General features: G+C 69.7%; 16 protein-coding genes. 14 read left to right on the forward strand and 2 right to left on the reverse strand.

The window, feature by feature from the left end:
* Window positions 1–119 precede the first annotated feature (119 nt).
* From ACQEXA_RS43905 to ACQEXA_RS43945, 9 genes are all read left to right on the forward strand, one after another.
* Window positions 120–725 carry a riboflavin synthase gene (locus ACQEXA_RS43905; RefSeq protein ID WP_359397854.1) on the forward strand — a complete coding sequence of 202 codons (606 nt, stop codon included), beginning with the start codon at window positions 120–122 and terminating at the stop codon, window positions 723–725.
* Complete coding sequence (locus ACQEXA_RS43910; RefSeq protein WP_359397852.1) at window positions 722–1,366, forward strand: nicotinamide mononucleotide transporter family protein; 645 nt, start codon at window positions 722–724, stop codon at window positions 1,364–1,366. The genes ACQEXA_RS43905 and ACQEXA_RS43910 overlap by 4 nt, the downstream gene beginning before the upstream one ends.
* Window positions 1,363–2,652 carry a bifunctional 3,4-dihydroxy-2-butanone-4-phosphate synthase/GTP cyclohydrolase II gene (locus ACQEXA_RS43915; RefSeq protein WP_432925554.1) on the forward strand — a complete coding sequence of 430 codons (1,290 nt, stop codon included), beginning with the start codon at window positions 1,363–1,365 and terminating at the stop codon, window positions 2,650–2,652. The genes ACQEXA_RS43910 and ACQEXA_RS43915 overlap by 4 nt, the downstream gene beginning before the upstream one ends.
* 19 nt (window positions 2,653–2,671) lie before the next feature.
* On the forward strand, window positions 2,672–3,157 hold the full coding sequence (ribH, locus tag ACQEXA_RS43920; RefSeq protein ID WP_432925552.1) for a 6,7-dimethyl-8-ribityllumazine synthase: 486 nt from the start codon (window positions 2,672–2,674) through the stop codon (window positions 3,155–3,157).
* 34 nt (window positions 3,158–3,191) lie between these two features.
* Window positions 3,192–3,464, forward strand: coding sequence for a phosphoribosyl-ATP diphosphatase (locus ACQEXA_RS43925; protein ID WP_360992087.1), 273 nt, complete (start codon window positions 3,192–3,194; stop codon window positions 3,462–3,464).
* A 53-nt stretch (window positions 3,465–3,517) separates the two neighbouring features.
* A complete protein-coding gene (hisG, locus tag ACQEXA_RS43930; protein ID WP_359397844.1) occupies window positions 3,518–4,366 on the forward strand; it encodes an ATP phosphoribosyltransferase in 849 nt (282 codons plus the stop codon).
* 14 nt (window positions 4,367–4,380) lie between these two features.
* On the forward strand, window positions 4,381–4,836 hold the full coding sequence (locus ACQEXA_RS43935; RefSeq protein WP_432925550.1) for a PH domain-containing protein: 456 nt from the start codon (window positions 4,381–4,383) through the stop codon (window positions 4,834–4,836).
* 225 nt (window positions 4,837–5,061) lie between these two features.
* The gene (locus tag ACQEXA_RS43940) at window positions 5,062–6,399 is read left to right on the forward strand and encodes a hemolysin family protein (RefSeq protein ID WP_359397840.1); all 1,338 of its coding nucleotides are present in this window, start codon (window positions 5,062–5,064) and stop codon (window positions 6,397–6,399) included.
* Entirely contained in the window at window positions 6,396–7,526 is a 1,131-nt protein-coding gene (locus tag ACQEXA_RS43945) for a hemolysin family protein (protein WP_433132772.1), read from the forward strand. Before ACQEXA_RS43940 ends, ACQEXA_RS43945 begins: the two co-directional genes overlap by 4 nt.
* Before the next feature lie 106 nt (window positions 7,527–7,632).
* Here the strand turns inward: ACQEXA_RS43945 and ACQEXA_RS43950 are convergent, their stop codons facing one another.
* On the reverse strand, window positions 7,633–9,489 hold the full coding sequence (locus ACQEXA_RS43950) for an AAA family ATPase (RefSeq protein ID WP_432925547.1): 1,857 nt from the start codon (window positions 9,487–9,489) through the stop codon (window positions 7,633–7,635).
* A gap of 432 nt (window positions 9,490–9,921) precedes the next feature.
* The gene (locus ACQEXA_RS43955; RefSeq protein ID WP_433132774.1) at window positions 9,922–10,572 is read right to left on the reverse strand and encodes a uridine kinase family protein; all 651 of its coding nucleotides are present in this window, start codon (window positions 10,570–10,572) and stop codon (window positions 9,922–9,924) included.
* Between the two features lie 256 nt (window positions 10,573–10,828).
* On the opposite strand from ACQEXA_RS43955, the gene ACQEXA_RS43960 reads away from it, so the two are divergent.
* From ACQEXA_RS43960 to ACQEXA_RS43980, 5 genes are all read left to right on the forward strand, one after another.
* Window positions 10,829–11,785: a hypothetical protein gene (locus tag ACQEXA_RS43960; RefSeq protein ID WP_432925543.1), complete on the forward strand. Its 957-nt coding sequence runs from the start codon at window positions 10,829–10,831 to the stop codon at window positions 11,783–11,785.
* Between the two features lie 49 nt (window positions 11,786–11,834).
* Window positions 11,835–13,376 carry an amino acid permease gene (locus tag ACQEXA_RS43965; RefSeq protein ID WP_432925541.1) on the forward strand — a complete coding sequence of 514 codons (1,542 nt, stop codon included), beginning with the start codon at window positions 11,835–11,837 and terminating at the stop codon, window positions 13,374–13,376.
* A 224-nt stretch (window positions 13,377–13,600) separates the two neighbouring features.
* Entirely contained in the window at window positions 13,601–14,962 is a 1,362-nt protein-coding gene (locus ACQEXA_RS43970; protein ID WP_432925539.1) for a peptidase C39 family protein, read from the forward strand.
* A 147-nt stretch (window positions 14,963–15,109) separates the two neighbouring features.
* A complete protein-coding gene (locus tag ACQEXA_RS43975; RefSeq protein WP_359397826.1) occupies window positions 15,110–15,256 on the forward strand; it encodes an SCO1431 family membrane protein in 147 nt (48 codons plus the stop codon).
* 128 nt (window positions 15,257–15,384) lie between these two features.
* A complete protein-coding gene (locus tag ACQEXA_RS43980; RefSeq protein ID WP_433132776.1) occupies window positions 15,385–16,047 on the forward strand; it encodes a TetR/AcrR family transcriptional regulator in 663 nt (220 codons plus the stop codon).
* Window positions 16,048–16,132 lie beyond the last annotated feature (85 nt).

Consider the following 16,132-nt stretch of genomic DNA (forward strand, 5'->3'; position numbering starts at 1 on the left):
CGGTTCGTCCAGTGGGACGGACCGCGTCAGGCGTCGTCCCGGTGTCCTCGCCCGTAGTCTGCTGTCGTCTTCGACAGTCCCCGGAGTCCGTGCCCGAATGAGGCAGGAGGACCCGGGAAGTGTTCACCGGAATCGTCGAAGAGCTGGGTGAGGTCACCGCCGTCGAGAACCTCGGCGACTCGTCCCGTTTCCGCCTCCGTGGACCCGTCGTGACCGAAGGCGCCCGGCACGGTGACTCGATCGCCGTCAACGGTGTCTGTCTCACGGTCGTGGAGCACGAGGGCGACGAATTCACCGCCGACGTCATGGCGGAGACCCTCAGCCGTTCCAGCCTCGGCGCCCTCGCGGTCGGCTCCCGCGTCAACCTCGAACGTCCCACCGCCGTCGGCGCGCGCCTCGGCGGACACATCGTGCAGGGACACGTCGACGGCACGGGCACGGTCCTGGAGCGCCGGCCCTCCGACAACTGGGAGCTCGTCACCGTCTCCCTCCCGGACCACCTCGCCCGCTACGTGGTGGAGAAGGGCTCCATCACCGTCGACGGCATCAGCCTCACCGTCGTGGAGGTGGGCGCCGACCGCTTCACCGTGAGCCTCATCCCGACGACCCTCGCGCTGACCACGCTCGGCCTCAAGCAGCCCGGCGACCCGGTCAACCTCGAGGTCGACATCATCGCCAAGTACGTCGAGCGCCTGCTGGCCCCCGGTGAGGGGGCCACCCGGTGAACTGGCTCAACTCCGAGGCGTTCACCCTCTTCGGCCAGCACATCAAGTGGTCGGACATGATCGGCAACGTGATCGGTCTGATCGCCCTCGCCTTCGGCTGGCGGCGCTCCATATGGAGCTGGCCGGTTCAGTTCCTGTCCGGCCTCGTCCTGTTCGCGGCCTTCGCCACGGCCCATCTCTCCGGCAGCGCCGGCAAGCAGATCGTCGTGATGGTCGTCGCCGTGTACGGCTGGGTGCAGTGGAGCCGCGGCAAGGGCCAGGCGGCGGACGGCCACATCGCCGTGCGCTTCGCCACCTGGCGCGAGCGGGCGATCCTGGTCGGCGCCGCGGCCGTGGGCACGCTCGCGGTGGCGGCCCTGTTCACCGCCTACCCGTCGCTGTCCTGGGACCCCTGGCCGGACGCGTACATCTTCGTCGGCACGATCGTCGCCATGTACGCCCAGGCGCGCGGCATGGTCGAGTTCTGGTTCGCCTGGCTGCTGGTGGACGCCGTCGGCGTCCCGCTCAACTTCGCCAACGGCTTCGCCTTCTCCGGTTTCGTCTACGTCATCTACGGCGCGCTCGTCCTGTGGGGCATGCGCGACTGGTGGCTGCGCTCCCGCAGGGCAGCACAGCCCGTCCTGGAAGGAGCCCACGCATGACGTCTGCGCCGGTCCTGTACAGCATGGACAACATCGAGGACTTCGCGCTCGATCCGGTCGAGCAGGCCATCGCCGACATAGCGGCGGGCAAGCCCGTCGTGGTCGTCGACGACGAGGACCGGGAGAACGAGGGCGACCTCGTCATCGCCGCCGAGAAGGCGACCCCCGAGATCGTCGCCTTCATGATGAGCGAGTGCCGCGGTCTGATCTGTGCCCCCATGGAGGGCGACGAACTCGACCGTCTCGAACTCCCGCAGATGGTGGAGCACAACACCGAGTCGATGCGCACCGCGTTCACCGTCTCCGTCGACGCCGGTGGCGCCCACGGTGTGACCACCGGCATCTCCGCCTCCGACCGCGCCACCACACTGCGGCTGCTCGCCGGGGGAGAAGCGGGTCCCGGGGACTTCGTCCGCCCCGGCCACATCTTCCCGCTGCGCGCCAGGCCCGGCGGCGTGCTCGTCCGCAACGGCCACACCGAGGCCGCCGTGGACCTCGCCCGGCTCGCCGGGCTCCGCCCGGCCGGGGCCATCGTCGAGATCGCCGGCGAGGACGGCCATATGCTGCGGCTGCCGGAACTGATCCCGTTCGCCCGCAAGCACGGTCTGACGATCATCTCCATCGAGGACCTGATCGCCTACCGGCGCTCCTCCGAGCCCACCGTCCGCCGCGAGGCCGAGGTCCAGCTGCCCACCGCCTTCGGCGAGTTCACGGCGTACGGCTACCGCTCCACCGTCGACGGCGTCGAGCACGTGGCCCTCGTCCACGGCGAGATCGGCGACGGTGAGGACGTCCTCGTCCGCGTCCACTCCGAGTGCCTCACCGGCGACGTCTTCCACTCGCTGCGCTGCGACTGCGGTCCCCAGCTGAACGCTGCACTGGAGCGCATCCAGGCGGAGGGCAGGGGAGTGGTGGTGTACCTGCGCGGCCACGAGGGACGCGGCATCGGGCTGATGTCCAAGCTGCGCGCGTACGAACTTCAGGAGCGCGGCCGCGACACCCTGGACGCCAATCTGGAGCTCGGGCTGCCGGCCGACGCCCGCGACTACGCCGCCGGGGCCCGGATCCTGCAGGACCTCGGGGTCCACAGCGTGCGCCTGCTGACCAACAACCCCGACAAGACCGAGGCGATGCTGAAGTACGGCCTGACGGTCACCACCCGGGAGCCCATGCCCGTACAGGCGGGGGAGCACAATCTCCGTTACCTGCGCACCAAGCGGGACCGGATGGGGCACGACCTGCCCTGGCTGGACACGAACGCCGTGTCCGCCTGCGGCAACCAGTAACAGAGCACGAAGGAGAGACGTGAGCGGCAAGGGTGCACCGGAACTGTCCGTACGCAATGCGAGCGACCTGCGGGTCGCCGTCATCGCGGCACAGTGGCACGACAAGGTGATGGACGGTCTGGTGGAGGGCGCCCTGCGCGCCCTGCGGGAGTTGGGAATCGACGAGCCGACCCTGCTGCGGGTCCCCGGCAGCTTCGAACTCCCGGTTGCCGCAAAGGTACTCGCGGGCCGGGGATACGACGCGATCGTCGCCCTCGGCGTGGTCATCCGCGGCGGTACCCCCCACTTCGACTATGTGTGCCAGGGCGTCACCCAGGGCCTGACCCAGGTGTCCGTGGAGACGGGTGTCCCCGTCGGCTTCGGCGTGCTCACCTGTGACACCGAGGAGCAGGCGCTGGACCGTGCCGGCCTCGAGGGCTCCCACGAGGACAAGGGACACGAGGCCGTGACCGCTGCGGTGGCGACCGCCGCCACGCTGCGCTCGGTATCCGAACCCTGGCACTGAGAGACGGTCCGAAGCGCGTAGGGTAAGGACCACCATGTCCAAGAAGACGTTCGAGGAGCTCTTCACCGAGCTCCAGCAGAAGGCCGCCCACGGCGATCCCGCCACTTCCCGCACCGCAGAACTGGTCGGCAAGGGCGTGCACGCCATCGGCAAGAAGGTCGTCGAGGAAGCCGCAGAGGTCTGGATGGCCGCCGAGCACGAGGGCAAAGAGGCGGCCGCCGAGGAGATCTCCCAGTTGCTCTACCACGTCCAGGTGATGATGGTGGCGCGCGGGATCTCCCTGGACGACGTCTACGCCTACCTCTGAGCTGCCAACCGAACATCCGCACACCCGACGCACGAACGAAGGAAGCCGACCTCATGCTGCGCATCGCCGTCCCCAACAAGGGTTCACTGTCCGGCCCTGCGGCGGAGATGCTGCATGAGGCCGGCTACCAGCAGCGCAGGGAGTCCAAGGAGCTGAGGATCGTCGACCCGGAGAACGAGGTTGAGTTCTTCTATCTCCGCCCCCGCGACATCGCGATCTATGTCTCCTCCGGGCGCCTCGACATCGGCATCACCGGCCGCGACCTGCTCATCGACTCCGGCGCCAACGCGGAGGAGATCCTTCCGCTCGGCTTCGCCCGCTCCACCTTCCGCTTCGCCACCAAGCCGGGCACGGCGAACGGCGTGGCCGACCTCGACGGCATGACGGTCGCCACCTCCTACGAGGGCATCGTCGCCAAGCACCTCGCCGACCGCGGCATCGACGCCTCTGTCGTCCACCTGGACGGCGCCGTCGAGACCGCCATCGAACTCGGTGTCGCCGAGGTCATCGCCGACGTCGTGGAGACCGGCACCTCGCTGCGCAACGCGGGCCTGGAGGTCATCGGCGAGCCGATCATGAAGTCCGAGGCGATCGTCGTCCGCCGCACCGGCGCCGACATCGAGGAACCCAAGGTCCAGCAGTTCCTGCGCCGCCTCCAGGGTGTCCTGGTGGCCCGGACCTACGTGATGATGGACTACGACTGCCGGGTCGAGCAGCTGGAGAAGGCCGTCGCGCTGACTCCGGGCCTGGAGTCCCCGACCGTCTCCCCGCTGCACAACGAGGGCTGGGTCGCGGTCCGCGCCATGGTCCCGGCCAAGGAGGCCCAGCGGATCATGGACGATCTGTACGCCATCGGCGCCCGGGCCATCCTGACCACGGCCATCCACGCCTGCCGGCTGTGAGGAACCGCACACCGATGCCCGATCTGCCCAGTCTCCCGGTCACTTTCCGGCCGGGCCGCACCCGCGCCGTGCTGCTGAGCGCCGGAGCCGCGATATTCGTGGTCATCACCACAGTCGCCCTGCTGCTGGACCAGCTCAGCACAGGGGAGCGGCTCAGCTTCGTCCTCACGGCGGCCCTTCTCTGCGGAGTGCTGCTCCTGCTGGCCCGGCCCAAGGTGGTGGCCGACGAGGCCGGGGTCACCGTCGTCAACATCGCCGGCAGCCGCCATCTGGCCTGGGCGCAGATCCTGCGGGTCAACCTGCGTCCGGGTGACCCCTGGGTCTTCCTCGACCTCAGCGACGGCACCAGCCTGCCCGCCCTCGGCATCCAGCCGGGCATCGCAAAACACCGGGCCATCGAGGATGCGAGCACGCTCCGGGCCCTCGCCGAGGCGCGTTCCACGGCCGGCCCCGGGCGACATCACAGCTGACTCGGGCCCGTCCACCCTGCCGCACACACCGAAGTCTTGATTAATCTGGATGCAGAGGCGCTTGCGTGGCGCCTCCGCCTCTGGTGTTCCGCCCGGTGCTCAGAGGCTCCTGCTATCCGAGGAGTGACTCCCTCCGGCGATGGACGGATCGTCCTGTAGTACCTGCGCCGCCCCCTGCCGACATAGCGCGGACCGTGTCCGCGTGAACGCGGAGGCGGCGGCATCATGACCATCCCCCTGCTGCTCCTCGGGGCGGCGTTCCTGCTCATTCTGGCCAATGGCTTCTTCGTCGCGGCCGAATTCGGACTCGTGACGGTCGAGCGGCCCGACGCCGAGAAGGCGGCCGCGGAGGGCGACCGACGGGCTCGCACCGTCGTCGTCGCGCTCAGGGAGCTGTCCTTCCAGCTCTCCGGCACCCAGCTCGGCATCACCATCACCTCCCTCGTCGTCGGCATGCTCGCCGAACCGGCACTGGCCGAGCTGCTGCGCGGCCCGCTCGCCGCGACAGGCATCCCCGAGGGCGCGCTCTCCGGTGTCGCCGTGGTCGTCGGCATGCTGCTGGCCTCGGCCGTGCAGATGGTGATCGGCGAGCTCGTACCCAAGAACTGGGCCGTGTCCCGGCCGCTCCAGGTCGCACGCTTCGTGGCGGGTCCGCAGCACTTCTTCTCGCGGCTGTTCCGGCCGGTGATCGCGGCCCTCAACACGGTCGCCAACCGGCTGGTGCGCGCCCTCGGCGTCGAGCCCACCGAGGAGCTGGCCTCCGCCCGCACCCCCGGGGAGCTCGTCTCCCTGGCCCGCCACTCGGCGCGGGCCGGCGCGCTGGAGCAGGACACGGCCGACCTGTTCGTCCGGACGCTGTCGCTGGGCGAGCTGACCGCGCAGCACGTGATGACCCCGCGTGTGAAGGTGAGCGCGCTGCAGTCGTCGGCCACCGCGCAGGACGTGGTCAATCTGACCCGGGCCACGGGTCTGTCCCGCTTCCCCGTCTACCGGGAGAAGATCGACGAGATCGTCGGCATGGCGCACCTCAAGGACGCCCTCGCGGTGCCCTCGCGCGAACGGCTGCGTACGCCGGTCACCCGGATCGCCCAGACGCCGCTGCTCGTCCCGGAGACGCTGCCCGTGCAGCCCCTGCTGGAGCGACTGCGCAGCGAGCAGCCCATCGCCGTCGTCGTCGACGAGTACGGCGGGACGGCGGGCGTCGTCACCCTCGAGGACATCGTCGAGGAACTGGTCGGCGAGGTGCGTGACGAGCACGACCGGCAGGACCTGCCCGAACTCGCCGTCGCGCCCGCCGAGGACGGACGGCCCGCGTGGGACGCCGACGGCAGCTGCCGTGTCGACATCCTGCAGCGCATAGGCCTCGACGTGCCGGAGGGGCCGTACGAGACCGTGGCCGGTCTTGTGGCCGACCTCCTCGGCCGGATCCCCGCTCCCGGTGACCGGGCCGAGCTGCCCGGCTGGCGGCTTACGGTGCGCCAGGTGGGGCACTACCGCGCCGAGCGGGTCAGGCTCGTGAAGCTCGCGGACGTCTCCGCCCCGGCCGCGGAGGCGCTGCGATGAGCGTGCTCCAACTGGCGTTCGCCTGCCTGCTGGTGCTGGTGAACGGCTTCTTCGTCGGCGCCGAGTTCGCGCTCGTGTCCGTGCGGCGCAGCCAGATCGAGCCCCTCGGGACCGCACAGGCCCGTCAGGTGCTGTACGGACTCGAACGGCTGCCGCAGATGATGGCCGCCGCCCAGTTCGGCATCACCGTGTGCTCGCTGACGCTGGGCGCCGTGGCCGAACCGACGGTGGCCCATCTGCTCGAGCCGGTGTTCGAGGTGGTGCACATCCCCGACGGGGTGATCCATCCGCTCGGCTATGTGATCGCGCTCGCCGCCGTCGTCTTCTTCCACCTGGTGATCGGCGAGATGGTGCCGAAGAACCTGGCGATGGCGGCGCCGGAGCGGGCCGCGCTGTGGCTGAGCCCGGGCCTTGTGGCCTTCGCCCGGCTGTGCCGGCCGGTGACGGTCGCGCTGAGCGCCTGCGCCAAGGTGATCCTCCGGCTCTTCCGGGTGGAGCCGAAGGACGAGGTCGAGGCGGTCTTCACCAGCGAACAGCTCAACCAGCTGGTGGAGGACTCCGGCCAGGCGGGGCTGCTCGACCCCGAGGAGCAGGAGCGGCTGGAGGACGCGCTGGAGCTGGGCTCGCGCCCGGTGACCGACGTGCTTCTCGACTCGGCTCTGCTGGTGACGGTGGAGCCCACGGTGACTCCGGGCGAGGTGGTGGCGCTCACGGCGCGCACCGGGTACTCGCGTTTCCCCGTGGTCGCGGCGAACGGCGCCTTCATGGGCTACCTGCATGTGAAGGACGTCCTCGACCTGGAGGACTCCGATCGGGCGGTGCCGCAGCAGCTGTGGCGGCCGATGACCACGCTCGCCGCGGAGCTGCCGCTGGACGACGCGCTGACGGTGATGCGCAGGGCCGCCACGCACCTCGCCCAGGTCGCCGGTGCCTCCGGCCGGGTGCTCGGTCTGGTCGCCCTGGAGGACGTCCTGGAACTCCTGGTCGGCGAGGTCAGGGACCCGGCCCACCGCGAAGCCCCGCCCCAGCCGCGCACGGCGGAGCCGGAGCGGCAGGAACGCGTCGCGGAACCGGAGCAGAAGGAGCTCGTGGCGGAACCGGAGCAGAAGGAAGCGGTACCGAGCTGATCGGCTGTGGTGCGTCCGCGCCCCGCGTGGGGCGCGGACGCACCACGCGACCCACGACAGCGAACCGCCGGCCGCCGGACGGTCGGCGGTTCGCGCTGTCAGGTACTCACGGCCCCGGAGGATCCTGCGGCCCCCGGCCGGAAAGTACCTCGCCGTACGCCTGCATCAGGTCCGGCAGCCGCAAGGTCGACAGATCGTCCCGGGTCGGTGTCGCGGGATAGCCCGTCAGCCGCAGGTCCCGATAGGCACAGCTCTTCTCGTACAGCGTCCGCAGGAACCGCCCGTTGCCGAGCTCGTCGATCCAGCCCTGGTCCACGACGTGACCGGCGATGGAGCGGAGCTCCTCCAGGGCCTCCTCGTCCCAGAGGTCGCCGTTGTCCGCCGCCAGCACCTCGCCGATCGAGGTCAGTTCCAGGGGGCGGTAGGAGGGGAAGTCGACGCGGGTCGTGAACCGTGAGGACAGACCCGGGTTGGCGGCCAGCAGACGGTCCATGCCCTCGGGATAGCCGGCCAGGATCACCACGAGGTGGTCGCGATTGTCCTCGGCCCGCTTCAGCAGTACCTGCAGGGCCTCGTCACCGTAGGCGTCGCCCTTGCCGTATCCCGAGTTGGACAGCGAGTAGGCCTCGTCCACGAACAGTACGCCGCCGATCGCCGAGTCGATCAGCTCGTTCGCCTTCACCGCGGTCTGGCCCAGGTACTCGCCGACCAGGTCCGCGCGCTGTGCTTCCACCAGATGATCGCCGCCGAGCAGGCCGAGGGCGTAGAAGACCCGGCCCAGGATCCGCGCCACCGTCGTCTTGCCGGTGCCCGAGGGGCCGGAGAAGACGAAGTGCCGTTTCGGCGGCTGCACGGGTAAGCCCTGCCCGGCCCGTAGCCGGGCCATGTTCAACTGCGCGGACAGCGCCTTGACCTGGCGCTTCACCGGCTCGAGGCCGACCATGCGCTCCAACTCGGCGAGCGCTTCCTCCAGCATCGCCGGATCCGTCGGTCCGGTCGGCAGCGGCGGTCCCGGCACCGGGGACTTCTCCCGTACGAGGTCCCGCTGGGCGGGCATCGCGCCCGGCGGCGGTTCGGGATCGGAGAGCTTCACGTCCCGTCCCTCGGCGCCGAACAGCGGATCGAGCCCGTCCGGCCCGTCCAGCACGTCCCCGCCCCCGGTGAGCGCCATGGCGGCGAAGTCGGCCGCCTCGTCGTACCCGTCTCCCTCGGCGATCGCCGCGAGTCGTGCGGAGGTGTCCATGAACGCCGGGTCCACCCGGTGCACTGCCCGGTACAGCGGCAGTGCGGCCGCGGAACGGCCGGTTCCCTCGTGCGCGCGGGCCAGCCAGTACCGCAGCTCCTTGCGCTGGGGCTGCTCGCTGCGGCAGCGCATCAGGGCGGCGGCGAGCAGCGGCTCCGCCTGCCCGTACATCTCCAGACGCACCCGGGCCATCCCTCCGAAGAGGCCGGCCTCTATGCCGAGCATCGGGTCGTCGATCAGCGGATCCGTGTGCCGGACCAACTGCTCCCAGTCCTTGACCAGGTAGGCCCGGCAGGAGTGCAGGAAGCGGACCTGGGGGTCGGCGTCGACGGGCGGCAGTCCCGCGAGCGCCCGGTCGAGTTCGGGGACGTGGCGGCCGTCCAGCCAGTGCGAGGCGTGCGCGAGCAGCAGGTCGCGCGAGCTCTCCAGCACGGGTTGCACCCACCAGCCCAGCCAGTACCAGGAGTTGAGGGTGCGCCGGTGCCGCGCCCGCTGCTCCCCGAAACGGTCCCGGTGACGGAACATCCGCAGCAGTGCGGTCGTGGTGTCGACGCGCAGTGCGTGCAGTCCGAGCCAGCCGTCGGCCATTCCGGGATCGATCCGCACCGCGGCGCGGAACTCCTCCTCCGCCTGCGGATACGCGCCCATGGTGTAGGCGTCGACGCCTCGCAGCCAGGCGAGGTCGGCCGGAGCCTCGGGGCCTCGCGTGCCGAAGTCCATCACGTCCCCCACAAACCGTGCCCCCGTTGGTTCACCGGCGAGCCCGTGCCCGTCGGCCGCCTTGCGCGAACCGCCTTTGCACGGACCGGAGTTGCAACCGTGCGCAGAGCAGTGTCCGAAGGTCGCACCGAAAGGCATCGTACCTGCGGGACACCGGCGCACCGAAGGGTGCCGCACAGGCCGTTTGACGAGGTGGGAGCAGACAGGGCGCGTCGCGCATGGTGACTGAGGGTGAGTGAATCACGCCTCATGGCGCCCGCAGAAGGTGTTCCGGGCAGAACGAAGCCCCCGATCACGGGGGAACAACCGGGGGCTTCGCGTTCTGATGGCGGCCACGAAAGCCGCTCATTGAGAACGTAAGACCTGTACGGCTCCCGGGTCAAGCCGACTTGGAGCAGTCAAAGAAGTTCTCCGGCAAGGGTCTTCACCAGTTCAGCACACTGCGGATGATCCATCACGGAGGGTGAGGACGCGGTCCGGACCAACACTTCTCCCGGGCCCCGGAAGTACCTCGTACCCCTTGTCCCTCTGGTGCACCAGGAGATCGGCGAAGGGGCGTGAAGGGTTCCCGGCGAAGTGGCGGCGTTCCGCCTCGATCCAGCCGTTCCAGAACGCGCGCTGCTCCTCCCCGTCCCTGGACCGGCCGCGTGTCCAGGCCTCCTCGGCCGGCAGCTCCATCCAGAGCAGCCCCGCCAGATACCGCCGCACGGCCCGGCGGCCGGCACCGACGCCCTCGACCAGGATCACGGGAGCGGGCGCCAGCGCGCGGGCGGTCCCGAAGGCGCGAGCGCGCCAGTCGTAAGGGCGGTAGTGCGCCGTCTCGGCCCTGCCGAGCGGTTCGATCACTTCCCGCAGCAGACGCTCGACCCAGGCGAACAACTCCTCGTGGGTGGCGATGTCGTCGAGGTGCAGCACGGGAGCGCCGTCGAGCGCGGTCGCCAACTGCCCGGCGAACGTGGACTTCCCGGAGCCCGCATGCCCGTCGACGCCGATGAGACGGACGGGGCCGCAGGACGGTGGCAGTTGCCGCAGAAGGGACGCGAGGGCGTGAATGGCGATTCCCGGGGTACGAGGGGCTGGCATATTTCGCCGGAAGATTCTATCGGGCCCTGTCGGTGCCCGTCGGGCGGGTGTCCGAGTCGACGGTGTGCGGCGAAGAAATTGGTGCCACATTGAACTGTTCATTCATCAATCTTTGGCTCCTTCTATTCGTGCGCACCCGGCCTCGGATGTGTTCCGGGTGAGTATTCGGGAAACGCCCGTTCCGGTTGTTGCCCTTGCTGAGTAGGGTGCCTGGAGCGCAACCGCCAGGCGTTCGTACGGGGATGGACGGGGGAGCATGGCCGCTGGGTTATTCGAAGGGCAGTATGTGTGGCATCCGGCGGCCGACGACCGCGACCTGGCGAGCGTATGTGTGGAAGTACGGGTCGGCCGCTATCTGAGCGCTCGGGAACTGCTCGCAGAGACGCGCGAGGACACCGGGCTGCGCGCCCACCGCTCCCTGGTCCTCGCCTCCGAAGCCGCCGACTCCGATCTGGCCGAACGCTGGCTGGCCGAGGAGCCCGGCCCGGAGGCCGCACTGATGTGGGCGCGGGTCGCCGTGCTACGGGCCCTGCGCGCCGCCGACGCGCAGGACGAGCGGGCCCGTGCGCTGGAGCGCATCGCGCTCAACGCGTGCGAACGCGCCACGACGGCGGCGCCGTACGACCCCACGCCCTGGGTGGCGCGGCTCGCGCTGACGCGCCTGCACGCCGTCCATGAGCCCGCCCCGCAGGGACTGCTCACCGCACCGGCCGGTCCCTGGCAGCTGTTCTCGCACGTGCTGCGGCTCGCCCCCTTCCACCGTGAGGGCCACCATCGGTTCCTCGCCTATTTCTTCGGCCGGAACGGCGGCTCGGCGAACGCTGCCTGGGACGTCGCCGCCTTCCTCGGCCAGCGCGCGCCTGCCACGTCCTCGCTGCGGCTGCTGCCTCTGGTCGCGCTCGTCGAGAGCTACAGCCCCTCCCGGCTGCTGGCCGACTGGGTCTGGGAGCAGCCCCAGTGGCGCTCCGCCGCGCTCGCGATCTACCAGAACTGGCTGCCGCAGGTCGCCGGCTACCGCTTCACCCCGGTGCTCGACCTGGCGTATCTGGCGCACGCACTGGTCATGGCCGAGTGCTCCTTCGAGGCACGCGCCGTGCTCATGGCCATGGGGCCCTACGCCTCGCGCATGCCCTGGAGCGTCTTCGGCGACCCGGTGGAGCAGCTCTCTCGCGCCCGACGCAGCTGCGGACTGCCCGTGCCGGGCACCGCCTGACGCGTGCGTCCGCTGTCCCGCTCAACCCCCCACACAGAAAGGTCCGCTCGTGTCAGAACGGATATCCGCACCCCGTACGCGACGACATGCGGGAAGGGATCCCGTCGCGATAGACGACGACGCCACACTCCACGCGATGGGGTATCCGAGGAAACTCACCCGGAGGTTTCAGGCCTTCGACAATTTCGCCATTTCCTTCACCATCATCAACATCCTCTCCGGAATCTTCTCGTCGTTCGGGTTCGGTATGAACGCGGGCGGGCCGCGCGTTCTGGTCTTCGGCTGGATCGGCGTCTCCGTCATGGTGCTTTTCATCGGCGCGGCGATGGCGGAGGTGGCGTCCGCCTATCCGACGAGCGGAGCCCTGTATTTCTCCGCCGGAAAGCTCGCCAAGCGGCATCAGGGGGCCTGGTCCTGGTACACGGGCTGGCTCAACTTCGTCGGTCAGGTGGGCGGTACCGCGGCCACCGGATACGCGGCAGCCACCTTCATCCAGGCGTTCATCGCCCTTGAGCGGCCCTCGTACGAGCCGACCGCGCACCAGACCGTGCTCATCACGGCGGTGATCATCGTGGTGCAGGGGCTGGCCAACACGTACACCGTGCGGCTGGTCGCCGTCCTCAACCGGATCTCGGTGTGGTGGCTGCTGATCGGGCTCGTGGCGATCGTGGGCGCGCTCGTGGCCGTCCCGGACGAGCACCGTCCCGCGTCCTTCGTCACACACTTCGCGAACAACACCGGCTTCACCAACGGGCTCTACGGCGGCATGCTCGGCCTGCTCGTCACCAGTTGGACCTTCACCGGCTTCGACGGCAGCTTCCACATGTCCGAGGAGACGGTACGGGCGACGGTCAACGCTCCCCGGGGCATCACCCGGGCCATCGGCTACTCGGCGATCACCGGTCTGATCCTTATGCTGGCCCTGGTGTACAGCATCGGCGACTACGCCAAGGTGGCCGGTTCCTCGGCGCCGCCCGTGCAGATCCTCATCGACGGGCTCGGCACGGGCGTCGCGAAGGTGCTGCTGCTGGTCGTCATCGGTGCCATGCTCTTCTGCGGGCTCGCCAATCTGACCAGCAACACCCGGCAGATCTTCGCGTTCTCGCGAGACGGTGCGATGCCCGGCTCCCGCTGGTGGCACTCCGTCTCGCCGCGTACCCGCACACCCGTCAAGGCGGTCTGGCTCGCCGTTGCCTGCTCGCTGCTCCTGGTGCTGCCCGGCTGGTGGTCCCACACCGCCTTCACGGCGATCGTCAGCGTCAACGTGGTGGGCCTCTTCCTCGCCTACGCCGTGCCGATCTTCCTGCGACTCAGGCTCGGCGCCGAGTTCCGCCCCGGACCTTGGCACCTCGGACGGTGGAGCGCCCCCGTGGGCGTCGTCGCCGTCGTGTGGATCCTGCTCAGCAGCGTGCTCTTCATGCTGCCCCAGGCCGCGCCGGTCACCGTGGACTCCTTCAACTACGCACCGATCGCCCTCGCGGTGGTGCTGCTCGTGGCCACCGTGTGGTGGTTCGCCACCGCACGCCGCCGCTTCCGGGGACCGGTCAGCTACGGCCGCCCGGACGAGGTGGCGGCGATGGACCTCGTCTGAGGGCACAGCGGCCCCGGCACGGGAAGGGCACCGGCGCCCGGTTAGACCTGGCGCGCCGGTGCCTGTCGGGGATGGCGGCACCCCAGGTCATGCCAGTGGTCGAGACCAATATTGGTGGACGCGCCGACGGCCGAACAGCTGGCACGGTGCCCGCACGGCGGCCATAGTTGGCGCACACCGTGCATCTGAACCAGCGCTTCAGGACGACTGGGAGTCACCCACCGATGAGCAAAGCTTCAGAGCCGTCCCGCAGAACCCTCCTCGCCGCCGCGGTCGCCGCGGCCACGGCGACCGGAGCGGCCGCCGTCCCGGCGGCAGCGGCCGTCCCGGCCGGGGGGTCCACCAAGGAATCCCCGCCTCCGGTGGACTACCGTGCCTGGACCTCGTACTCCGACTGGCGCACCGGGTCCGCGCAGGGTGTCCGGCCCGTCGCGGGCCTGCGCCCCTCGGTGGTGATCGCCACCCCCGCAGGCCGCTTCGACTACACCGATCCGCACACCGGCAAGACCGCCACCTGGGAGTACGCCGTCTGGACCTCCCCGGTGCACCGGCTGTCCGTCCCGTCCACCGAGGCCATCGCCTCCTGGAACGCCCAGACCCCGGCCGGCACCTGGCTCCAGGTCGAACTGCAGGGCGGCTACTCCGACGGCACGCAGACCCCCTGGTACGTGATGGGCCGCTGGGCGGCCGGAGACGACGACATCAAGCGGACCTCCGTCGACGATCAGAAGGACGGCAAGAGCAGCATCTCGACCGACACCTTCGTCATCGCAGACGCGGCATCAGGCCTGCGGCTGGTCTCGTACCAGTTGCGCCTGACCCTCTACCGCACCCCGGGCACCAAGCTCACCCCGGTCGTGTGGCGGCTCGGCGCCATGGGCTCCGACATCCCCGACCGCTTCACCGTCCCCGCCTCCACGCCCACGCTGGCCAAGGAACTGATCGTCCCGCGGTACTCGCAGGAGATCCACAAGGGCCAGTACCCGCAGTACGACAACGGTGGCGAGGCCTGGTGCAGCCCGACCTCCTCCCAGATGATCATCGAGTACTGGGGGCGGAAACCCACCGCCGAGCAGCTTTCCTGGGTCGATCCGTCCTATGCCGACCCTCAGGTCTGCCTCGCCGCCCGCTCCACCTACGACCACCAGTACCAGGGCTGCGGAAACTGGCCGTTCAACGCCGCCTACGCGGCGACGTACAAGGACCTGCGCGGGGTCGTCACCCGGCTGTCCTCGCTCACCGATCTGGAGACGCTGATCGCCGCGGGCATCCCGGCCATAACGTCACAGTCGTTCCTGAAGGAGGAGCTGACGGGAGCCGGGTACGGCACCTCGGGCCATCTCATGACCGTGATCGGCTTCACCGCCGACGGCGATGTGATCGCCAACGATCCGGCCTCGCCCGGTGACGAGGCGGTGCGCCGGGTCTACAAGAGGCGTGAGTGGGAGAACATCTGGCTCAGGACCAAGCGGTACAACGCCTCGGGCAAGGTCGTCTCCGGCACCGGCGGCGTCTGCTACCTGTACTTCCCGGCCCGTCCCACCGCGGGGCAGCGCAAGGCCCTCGCGGCCGTCGGCGTCCGCTGACGCACGCGGCCCCGGTCACCCGGTGCGGCCCGGGGGACCGGTGGCCGCCGTGTGAGCAAGCTCTCCGCCGCAGCGGCGCATTCCGGTGGCAAGGTGGACACATCGGCGGGGGGAGTCCACCGTGCAGCCCTAGACCAGCGAGATGCCATGACCGCCAACTCAGCCACCGCCGCCCGCGTCCGCACCCGTACGGGCGGTCCCAAGGACGACGGACCGAAGATCCTCGAGCATGTCGCGGGCTGGGCGCTCGTGCTGGTCCTAGCGATGTTCGTCACGCAGCTCGGTCTGCTGTGAGCTGAGTGGCCGGATCGCGCCCCGCTTTCCGAACAGTGTCCGACTGGTCGATCAGAGTCGAACATGATGCCGGTGTGGTTCTGCAATACTGCGGATATCCCGCCGGAAATCGGAGACTTGGGTAGAAATTGAATATCAGTCAACAGCGAGGTGCGATATCCGCGCAGCCGCGCGGTACCGATCGCTCGCTGGCGCGCCGCGCCGAACTCATCGCCATCGGGCGGAAGTTGTTCGCCGACACCTCCTACGACGCGTTGTCGATGGATGACATCGCGCGCCATGCCCATGTGGCGAAAGGACTGATCTACTACTACTTCAAATCCAAGCGAGGCTATTACCTGGCCATCGTCGAGGATTCGGTGGCCGACCTCGCCACCTCCGCGGCCGGCGGTCTGGAACTGCCGTCGGTGGAGCGGGTGCATCGCACGATCGACCGCTATCTGAGGTACGCCGAGCACAGTCAGGCCGCCTACCGGACGATCGTCAGCGGCGGCGTGGGTTTCGACACCCAGGTGCACGCCATCCGGGACGGGGTGCGCGAGGTGATCGTCGCCACCATCGCCGAGGGGGCCTATGCCCGGCGCGACATCCCTCCGCTGGTGCGTATGGGTCTGCTCGGATGGGTGTGCAGCGTGGAGGGCGCGACCCTCGACTGGATCGCCCGGCCGCAGCTGACCCGCGAGACCCTGCGCGACCTGCTGGTGAAGATGCTCGGCGGCACGCTGCGCGCCATCGAGGAGCTCGAGCCCGCGTACGCTGCGCCGGCGCCGGCCCGCCGGGACGACACCTGAGGGGCAGCGGAAGCGACGGGCCCGAAATCTCCAAGGGGACTAGACCACTCGGGTGATTGGTTCGGACCAATTTCGGGCCCCGGAT

The sequence above is a fragment of the Streptomyces sp. CA-106110 genome (assembly GCF_050936285.1).
GTDB lineage: Bacteria > Actinomycetota > Actinomycetes > Streptomycetales > Streptomycetaceae > Streptomyces.